This is a genomic window from Streptomyces sp. Y7, assembly GCF_043195415.1.
In the GTDB taxonomy this organism is placed as follows: domain Bacteria; phylum Actinomycetota; class Actinomycetes; order Streptomycetales; family Streptomycetaceae; genus Streptomyces.
Window position 1 is genome coordinate 401,207 of sequence record NZ_JBIDDQ010000006.1, and the last position, 9,071, is coordinate 410,277.

Annotated in this window: 6 protein-coding genes; 5 read left to right on the forward strand and 1 reads right to left on the reverse strand. The window is 73.3% G+C overall.

Annotation, left to right across the window (positions count from 1 at the left end):
* The first annotated feature begins 150 nt into the window (after positions 1–150).
* Positions 151–1,062 (forward strand): helix-turn-helix domain-containing protein, encoded by a 912-nt coding sequence (locus ACGFW6_RS19245; protein WP_393510769.1) that lies wholly within the window; start codon positions 151–153, stop codon positions 1,060–1,062.
* 285 nt (positions 1,063–1,347) lie between these two features.
* Here the strand turns inward: ACGFW6_RS19245 and ACGFW6_RS19250 are convergent, their stop codons facing one another.
* Positions 1,348–2,163: an SAM-dependent methyltransferase gene (locus tag ACGFW6_RS19250; RefSeq protein WP_393510772.1), complete on the reverse strand. Its 816-nt coding sequence runs from the start codon at positions 2,161–2,163 to the stop codon at positions 1,348–1,350.
* A gap of 403 nt (positions 2,164–2,566) precedes the next feature.
* Here ACGFW6_RS19250 and ACGFW6_RS19255 point away from each other — a divergent pair, with 403 nt between their 5' ends.
* The 4 genes from ACGFW6_RS19255 to ACGFW6_RS19270 are packed head-to-tail and all read left to right on the forward strand — an operon-like array spanning position 2,567 to position 8,982.
* A complete protein-coding gene (locus tag ACGFW6_RS19255; protein ID WP_393510775.1) occupies positions 2,567–4,054 on the forward strand; it encodes an MFS transporter in 1,488 nt (495 codons plus the stop codon).
* Positions 4,055–4,056: 2 nt separating this feature from the next.
* On the forward strand, positions 4,057–4,263 hold the full coding sequence (locus tag ACGFW6_RS19260; RefSeq protein ID WP_393510778.1) for an MbtH family protein: 207 nt from the start codon (positions 4,057–4,059) through the stop codon (positions 4,261–4,263).
* 1 nt (position 4,264) lies between these two features.
* Complete coding sequence (locus tag ACGFW6_RS19265; RefSeq protein ID WP_393510781.1) at positions 4,265–7,930, forward strand: amino acid adenylation domain-containing protein; 3,666 nt, start codon at positions 4,265–4,267, stop codon at positions 7,928–7,930.
* Positions 7,921–8,982, forward strand: coding sequence for a MupA/Atu3671 family FMN-dependent luciferase-like monooxygenase (locus ACGFW6_RS19270; RefSeq protein ID WP_393510784.1), 1,062 nt, complete (start codon positions 7,921–7,923; stop codon positions 8,980–8,982). The genes ACGFW6_RS19265 and ACGFW6_RS19270 overlap by 10 nt, the downstream gene beginning before the upstream one ends.
* The last annotated feature ends 89 nt before the right edge of the window (positions 8,983–9,071 follow it).

Here is a 9,071-nt window from a genome sequence, read left to right on the forward strand (position 1 = left end):
GTGCCGCGCGATCGGTGCCGCGCGACCCGTGGAGGGCGAAACGCCGTCCGGAAGCGGAAGTTGAGCCTTTCACTTCTTGCGGTTCCGGCGCCACGTGGCGGCGGGATGCGATAATGCGGTCTGTCGTATGCCGGTCTACGGGGAGTCAGGATGTCACCCGAGTCACCTCGCATCTCCCGCCTCGAACCCTATCTGGACCGGACCGAGCCCGCGCCGACCCTGCTGAAGATGCTGGTCGGCGTCCAGTTGGCCGGTATCCGCGAGGACCTCGGCCTGTCCCAGGACCAGGCCGCGCGGGCCGTGGGGTTCAGTCCGGCCAAGCTGTCGCGCATCGAGGCGGGCAAGGGTCGTCGGCCTCCCACGGAGGCGGACGTGCGCGCCCTGCTGGAGCACTACGGCACCGAGGAGTACGAAGCCAAGGTGCTGCTTCAGCTGCTGCGGCGCGCCGGTGAGCCGGGCTGGTGGCAGCGCTACGACAAGCGGCTGATGCCGGAGTGGTTCGACCGGCTGGTCGGGCTCCAGGAGGCCGCGAGCGCCATCCGTACCTTTGAACTCCAGTACGTGCCGGGGCTGTTGCAGACCGACGACTACACCCGGGCCGTCGTCGAGCGCGGACTGCCGAACGCGCCGGCCCGTGAGGTGCAGCGGCGCGTGGAGCTGCGGATGCGCCGGCGGCAGCTGCTGCACCGTACGGACGCGCCCCAGCTGTGGGCGGTCGTCGACGAGTCGGTGCTGCTGCGGGTCCTGGGCGGCCGTGAGGTGATGCACGCGCAGCTGGAGCATCTCGTGGAGATGGCGCAGCGGCCGCATGTGACCGTGCAGATCGTGCCGCTGGACGTCACCAACGCCTCGGCGCCCGCGATGCCGATCACCTATCTCCGCTTCGGCGGCGTCGATCTGCCCGACATCGTCTATCTGGAGCACATCAAGAGCGCGGCCTTCCTGGAGGACCGCGACGAGACCGAGGAGTACCGCCTCGCCCTGGACCGCCTGGGCGACGAGGCCCTCAACCCGCGCGAGTCGCTGGAGCGGCTGCGCGAGACGATGAAGCGGTACGCCTAGCGGAGCTCAGGGGCGGAGGGGCGGACGGACGGAGGCGCGGCCCAGTGAGGTTCAGAGCCTGAAGCGCGCCCAGCGGAGCTCCGCGACAAAAGCGGGGGGCCGGCGGAACTCAGAGGCGCAAGCGCGCCCAGCGGACCTCGGCGCCGGATGCGCGCCCGGCGGAGCCGGAGCCGGCGACAGAAGCGTGCGCCTCGTGAGGCTGACGCCCGGGAACAGTGCCCGGGGTGAGCAGGGCCCGAAGACCCACCGGGAGCGGCGGCACCGCCGCCCCCGTCGTTCCGTTCGCTACGGCAGTCGGCCCACGCCGCCGAACTCGATCCACTCCTGCGTGAGCTGACGCGGTGCCACCTCGGTGTCGGGGCGCCACGTGGAGACCTCCACGAGGCCCGGTTCGAGGATCTCCAGGCCGTCGAAGTACGCCGCGACGTCCTTCTCCTGACGCACCCGGCCCCAGTGCCCCTGCGTGGCCTGGTTCATGAAGTCGGTGACGAACTTGCGGACCTCGGCGTCCTCGCTGACCAGCTGGCACATCACCATGAAGCTGCCGGGCGCCAGGCGCTCGCGCACCCGGTGGGCCACGGCGAGCGGGCCGTCGGTGTCGCTGTCGGGGATGCAGTGGAACACCGAGTTGAACAGCACCGCCACCGGCTGCGAGAAGTCGATCAGACGCTCGGTGTCCGGGTGGGAGAAGATCAGGTCCGTCTCCCGCATGTCGGCGTGGATGACGGCGGTGTTGTTGTTCTGGTCCAGCAGGGCGCGGCCGTGGACCAGGACCATCGGGTCGTTGTCGACGTACACCACGCGCGCGGTGGGGTCGACTGTCTGCGCGACCTGGTGGACGTTGTTCTGGGTGGGCAGGCCGGAGCCGTGGTCGAGGAACTGCCGGATGCCGAACTCGCCGGCCAGGGTTCCGACCACGCGCTGCAGGAAGCGTCGGTTGTTCAGGGCGAGGGCCCGGGTGCTGGGGACGACCTTGTCCAGCTCCTCGCAGGCGGCTCGGTCCGAGGCGTAGTTGTCCTTGCCTCCGAGGTAGTGGTCGTACATGCGCGCGGCCGTGGGGACCGTGGCATCGATCGACGTGGACAGCTTTCCAGGCTCCATGGCTTCCCCCAGGGGCAGGACGGCCGAGGAGATCACCTCGCCGACAACACATCCTAGGGAGACCGCAGTTGGTGCGGCCAGTCCATCGGTCAACGGCCGGGAGAATGACACCCTTGACGGGGAGTGCGGGGGCCCGGAACCGCTGCCGGCGGGCGGCCGAGGTGTCCCGGGACGGCAGCTCTCGTCCGGGTCGTCACGAATGTCGTTGTGTCGTCAATCGTTCGTAGGTGCCTACGAGGTGACAGCGCCTTGTCCCGGTACGGCCCTGTCAGCGCACGGCCCTCTCGGTCGTCACGGCCCCGGTGTGAGGGCTTCTCGGACGCCTTTCATGATCGGGGCTGTGCGGCCCACCTCTTCGAACTAGGGTTCTCGACCGGAAGCCACATTCGACGGGGGTACGCACGTGGCCGATGCGGCGCGTTCGCAGGACGACACCGCGCACGACGGGGGCAGGACCGGCCGGTTCACCGGCATGGGTCCCTTCATGCTCGTGTGGAGCGGGCAGGCGGTGTCGCTGGTCGGTAACTCCGTGCTGCGGTTCGCCTTCGTCTTCGAGACCTGGGCGGCGACCGGCCGGGCGACCGCGCTGACCACGCTGTCGCTGTGCGCGCTGCTCCCCCAGGTGCTGCTGAGCCCGCTCGCCGGTGCCTTCGTCGACCGCGTCCGCAGGCGTACGGCACTCCAACTCGCCGACGGTGGTGGGCTGCTGGTCGTGGCGCTGCTCAGCGTCCTGCACTTCACCGGCGGGCTGCACACCTGGGAGGTCTACGGCGCGGTCATGCTGCTCGGCGGTGCGGCCGCCTTCCAGTTCCCGGCACTCGGCGCCGCCGTGCCGCTGCTGGTGGAAAAGCGCCAACTCCAGCGCGCGAACAGTCTGCTGGCGAGCGCCAAGAGCACGGCCGACGTCGGCGGTCCGGCGCTGGGCGGGCTGCTGGTGGCGTTCTCCGGGCTCGGTTTCATCCTCGTCGCCGACCTGGTGAGCTTCGCTCTCGCGCTGGCCGCGATCCGGGTCGTACGGATGAAGGGGGACACCGGTCCCGGGGCGGAGGCGGGCGGCGGTCCGCGCAAGAAGCTCGTCGCCGAGGCCGTCGAGGGGATGCGGTTCCTCTTCCGGTTCCCGAGCCTGCGCGATCTGATGCTGGCCTTCTGCTTCGTCAACCTGGTCATGGTCTTCGGCTTCGCCGCCGTACAGCCCATGGTGCTGGCCCGTTCCGGCGGGGAGACCTCGGCGCTGGCGAGCGTCAACACCGCGATCGGGGTCGGCGGGGTCGCGGGCGGGCTGCTGATGGCGGCCTGGAGCGGGCCGCGCAACCGGGCCCGGGGCATGCTGCTCGGCATCATCGGCATGTGTCTGTCCGCCCAGGTGGCGATGGCGCTGGCCGGCGAGGTGGTCGGCTGGTGCGCGGCCATCCTCGTGGGCGCGGCGCTGATGCCGATGATCAACGGCACGATGCAGGCGATCGTGCAGACGAAGGTCCCGCAGGAGTGGCACGGCCGGGTCTTCGGCGCGGTGATGTTCCTGTCGCAGATCTCCGTGCCGCTGGCCACCGCGGTCTCCGGACCGCTGGCCGACCACGTCTTCGAACCGCAGGCCGCGGACGGCGCCGGCATCTTCGTGGTGCTGGGGCCGCTCCTCGGGGACGGGCCCGGCAGCGGTATGGCCGCCATGCTGCTCATCGCGGGGCTGTGCGGCATCACCGTGGCGGTGCTGAGCATGTCCCGGCGCACGGTGCGGGAGATCGACGCGCTGCTGCCCGACGTCGCCGAGGACGAGGCGGACTCCGCGGCGGCCACGGACGGCGACGCCTCCGCGCGCCCCGGCGATCCCGAGGGCCCGGAAGGAACCGACAAACCCGACAACCCCGAGACCAAAGCACTCGTGGAGGGATGACCATGACCACCCATCCGTTCGAGGACGAGAACGGGACCTATCTCGTCCTCACCAACGCCGAGGGCCAGTACTCGCTCTGGCCCGACGGGATCACCGTGCCGGACGGATGGAACGTGGCGCTGACCGCGAGCAGCCGTGCCGAGTGCCTGGCCTTCGTCGAGGAGCGCTGGACGGACATATGTCCCTCCCCCGCGGGCGCAGACACCTGAGATGGGGGCGACGGGGGCGTTGCACGGGGTGCATGAACTCTTCGCGGAACAGGCCCGGCGGACACCTGCGGCGACCGCGCTGGTGCACGGCGGGGAACGGCTGAGCTACGGCGAACTCGACGCGCGCGCCGACCGCTTGGCCGCGCTGCTGCGCCGGCACGGCGTACGGCCGGGGGCGCTGGTGGGCGTGTATCTGGAGCGGTCCGCCGAGATGGTGGTGGCGCTGCTCGGCACGCTCAAGGCCGGTGCCGGCTACGCGATGCTCGACCCGGACTTCCCGGCGGAGCGGCTGCGCGCGATGGCGGCCGACGCGCAGGTCGCCGTGGTGGTCTCCCGCCGCGGGCTGCGGCAGCCGGTGACGCAGGCCGCGTCGGTGGCGGTGGAGGACGCCGATGAAGACGCCGGTTCGGGAGCCATGGAAGACGCCGGGGCGGCGGAGAGGGAGGACGCTGCTTCGGTGGCGGTGGAGCACGGCGCGTCGGTGGCGGTGGAGGACGCGGCGCGAGCTCCGCTGACCGGGTCCCACGGCGTGGCCGTACGGCCGGACACCCCCGCCTGCGTCATGTTCACCTCCGGCTCCACCGGCCGTCCCAAGGGCATCGTCGCCTCGCATGCCGCGATCACCGGGACGCTCACCGGGCAGGACTTCGCCTCCTTCGGCGCCGGTGCGGTGTGGTTGCAGTGCTCGCCGGTGTCGTGGGACGCGTTCGCGCTGGAGCTGTGGGGTCCGCTGCTGAACGGCGGCGTGTGCGTGCTGCACCCGGGGCAGCGCCCCGACCCGGTGGTGATGGCCGGCCTGGTCGCCCGGCACGCCGTCACCTCGATGTATCTCTCGGCGTCCCTGTTCCACGTGGTCGTCGACGAGTACCCGAGGGCCCTCGACGGCGTACGGGAACTGATCGTCGGCGGTGAGCCGTTGTCGCCCGCGCACGCGGCCCGCGCGCTCGCGCGCCACCCGGCCCTGCGGCTGAGCAACGGCTACGGCCCGGTCGAGGGCATGGTCTTCCTGACGGTCCACCCGGTCACCGCCGAGGAGGTGCGGGACGGCCGGCCGGTGCCGATCGGTCGCCCGCTCGCCGGCAAGCGGCTGCGGGTGCTGGACGAGGCGCTGCGGCCGGTCGCGGACGGCGGGACGGGCGAGCTGTACGCCGCCGGGGCAGGTGTCGCCCTCGGCTACTGCGGCCGGCCGGAGCTGACGGCCGAGCGGTTCGTCGCCGACCCGTACGGACCCGCCGGTGAGCGGATGTACCGCACCGGGGATCTGGTGCGGCGGCGGGCGGACGGGGTGCTGGAGTACCTCGGGCGTGCCGACGCGCAGGTGAAGATCCGCGGGTTCCGGGTGGAGCCCGGCGAGGTGGAGACGGTTCTCGCGGGCCATCCGGGCGTCGACCGGGCCGCCGTCGTCGCCCGCCCGGACGCCACGGGCGAGCAACGGCTCGTCGCCTACGTCGTTCCGGGCGGCGGGGACCTCCAGCGGTTCCCGGAAGGCGAGTTACGGGCGTACGCGGCTCGCCTGCTCGCGGACTATCTCGTCCCGGCGGCCTTCGTACCGCTGGACGCCCTGCCCCTGACCCCCAACGGCAAGCTCGACCGCGCCGCCCTGCCGGAGCCCGGCCCGGTCACCGGCTCGCTCGGCTCCGCCGCCGGACGGCGGCCGGCGGGGCCGGTGGAGAAAGCGCTGTGCGGGCTGTTCTCCGACGTGCTGGGGGTCGCGTCCGTCGGCCCCGACGACGACTTCTTCGCGCTCGGCGGCAACTCCCTGACGGCGGCCCGGTTACTGGGCCGGATCCAGCTCACGCTGGGCGCGCGGGTCGGCGTGCGCACGCTCTTCGAATGCCCGACGCCGGCGGCGCTGCTGCCGCACGTCGAGGAGGCGGCGGGGAAGGACGACCGTCCCACCGCGCCCGCCCCTCCCCCGGCCGGCGACACGCAGACCCTGTCCCCCGCCCAGCGCCGCCTGTGGTTCCTGGACCGGGTCGACGCGGGAACCGCGTACACGCTGCCGGTGCTGGTGCGGCTGCGCGGGGCCGTCGACGCGGCGGCGCTGCGGGCCGCGCTCGGGGACGTCGCGGACCGGCAGGCGGTGCTGCGGACCGTGTTCGAGGAGACCGACGGCGAGCCGCGGCAGCGGGTGCTGGAAGGGTCCGAGGCTCGGCCGCGGCTGCGGCAGGTCGAGGTCGGCTCCGGCGAGCTGGCGAAGGCCGTCGAGGAGGCCGCCCGGCACCGGTTCGACCTGGCGACCGAACTGCCGCTGCACGCCGTGCTGTTCGGTGTCACGGACCGCCCGGGCGAGTACGCGCTGCTGCTCGTGCTGCATCACGTCGCGGGCGACGGCTGGTCCCTGCCCCCGTTGTTCCGGGACCTGTCGCGGGCCTACGCGGCCCGCGTCGCCGGAACCGTTGCGGAGCCGGCCGCGCTGCCCGTCCCGTACGCCGACTTCGCCCGACGGCAGCGGGAGCGGCTCGGTGCGGCCGACGAGACCGGGTCGCTCGCGTCGGAGCAACTCGCCTTCTGGCGCGAGGCCCTGGCCGGTCTGGCGCCCGGCGGTCCGCTGCTCCCCCGCCGTCCGGGACGGCCCGCCGTGCCGGGCCGCGACGCCGACACCGTCGTACGGCGGCTGGACGCCCGGGAACACGGGCGGATCGTCGAGGCGGCGCGGGGGCAGGGCGCCACGCTGTTCATGGCGCTGCACGCGGCCCTGGCCACCGCGCTGGTGCGGGCCGGGGCGGGCACGGACCTCGCGGTCGGGTCGCCGGTGGCCGGGCGCGGGCACGACGGCCTCGTGGACGACGTCGTCGGGTTCTTCGTCAACATGCTGGTGCTGCGCACCGACGCCGCGGGCGACCCGACCTCCCGGCAGCTGCTCGCGCGGGTCCGGGAGACGGCGCTGGACGCCTTCGCGCACCAGGACGTGCCGTTCGAGGAGGTCGTGGACGCGCTGCGCCCCGTACGTCCGCCGGGGCGGCAGCCGTTCACGGAGGTGGTGCTGGCGTTGCAGAACAACGCCCGCGCCGAGGCCGGCCTGCCGGGCGCCGTGAGCGGTGTGGAGCCGCTGCGGACCGGCGCGGCGCGGTTCGAGTTGCTGGTGGACGTGACGGACGACCACGCCGCGTCGGGCGCGCCGGACGGCATGACACTGGTCTTCGAGTACCGGACCTCATGCCTGGAGCGGGAGTTCGTGGCCGGCCTGGCGGACGCGGTCGTCGGGGCGCTGCGCGCGGCGGCCGCCGAGCCGGACCTGCCGCTGTCCCGGCTCGCGCTGCCCTCGCCGTCGCGGCAGGCGGACCCGGCGCGGGACGCGGTCCTCACCCCCGCCCGCGCCGACGGCGTACCGGCGGACTCGGCCCTGCACCGGGAGATCACCGCCGTCTGGTCCGAGGTCCTCGGCGTCGAACGCGTCGGCCCGCACGACGACTTCTTCGGGCTGGGCGGCAACTCCCTGCGCGCGGTGCGGGTCGCCGCCCGTCTCACCGGTGCCGGACGCACGGTGACCGCCGCCCAGCTGTTCACCTCGCCCACGGTCGCCGCGCTCGCCGCCGAGCTGGAGCGGGCGCCGGCCGGGGCACCCGCCGTCGCGGCGCCGATCCCGCGCCGCCCGCGCGTTCCCCGGCAGCCCGGCCGTGCCGACCGTACCGACACCAGTCAGAAGGAGGTGCCATGGAGCTGAGCGTGATGTTCTTCGGCGCCGACAGCCCCGCCGGCCCGGGGGCCGCGCCCCGGCACAGCGCGGCCTACGACGACATCCTCACCGTCGCCCGCACCGCGGACCGGCTCGGCTTCCACGCGATCTGGACGCCGGAGCGACACTTCCAGCAGGTGGGCCAGGTGTTCCCGAGCCCTCCGGTGCTGAGCGCGGCGCTGGCGGTGGCGACCGAGCGGATCAACATCCGGGCGGGCAGCGTGATCCTGCCGCTGCACCATCCGCTGCGGATCGCGGAGGACTGGGCGGTCGTCGACAACCTCTCGCACGGCCGGATCGGGCTGTCGGCCGCGACGGGCTGGCACTCCGCCGACTTCGTGCTCGCTCCCGGCGCCTACGAGGACCGCCGGGAGCGGACCCTGCGCGACATCCCGCTGCTGCGGCGGCTGTGGGCGGGCGAGGCGGCCGAGTTCACCGACGGCACCGGCACCTCGGTCGCCGTCCGGCCGCAGCCCCGACCCGTGCAGGACACCCTGCCGCTGTGGCTGACGAGTTCCGGCAACCCCGCGACCTGGGAGGCGGCCGGAGGTCTGCGGACCGGTGTGCTCGCGGCGACCGTCGGGCAGAGCCGGGAGGAACTCGCCGAGCGGATCGCCCGCTACCGGGCCGCCTGCGCCGCCGCCCCCGACCAGGGCGGCACCGACGCGCACGGCAGGGTGACGCTGATGGCGCACACGTTCGTCGGCGCGGACGACGAGGAGGCGCGGCGGCTGACCGCCGAGCCGCTGAAGCGTTATCTGCGTTCGTACGTGCGGCAGACCACCGCGAACCGCACGGCCGACAGGGCGACGGCGGAGCTCACCGAGGAACAGACGGCGCTGCTCGCCGAGTTCGCCTTCCACCGGTATCTGGCCTGGGGCAGTCTGCTCGGCTCCGCCGGGACCTGCGGCAAGATGCTCGCCGACCTGCGGGAGCTGGGCTGCGACGAGGTCGCCTGCTTCGTGGACTTCGGCCTCGGCCGCGACGAGGTGCTGGCCGGGCTGCACCGGCTGGCGGAGCTGCGGGAGGACGTGGCGTGACAGGGGAACTCACGCTCTTCCGGAACGACTTGGCGGACAGGGCATCACGCGGTGTTCCGAGAGGACTTGGCGTGACGGGGCCTTGCACG

Coding starts and splice junctions, on each gene's coding strand:
- ACGFW6_RS19250 (WP_393510772.1), bottom strand. CDS start 2,163: ATGGAGCCTGGAAAGCTGTCCACGTCGATCGATGCCACGGTCCCCACG.
- ACGFW6_RS19270 (WP_393510784.1), top strand. CDS start 7,921: ATGGAGCTGAGCGTGATGTTCTTCGGCGCCGACAGCCCCGCCGGCCCG.
- ACGFW6_RS19245 (WP_393510769.1), top strand. CDS start 151: ATGTCACCCGAGTCACCTCGCATCTCCCGCCTCGAACCCTATCTGGAC.
- ACGFW6_RS19260 (WP_393510778.1), top strand. CDS start 4,057: ATGACCACCCATCCGTTCGAGGACGAGAACGGGACCTATCTCGTCCTC.
- ACGFW6_RS19265 (WP_393510781.1), top strand. CDS start 4,265: ATGGGGGCGACGGGGGCGTTGCACGGGGTGCATGAACTCTTCGCGGAA.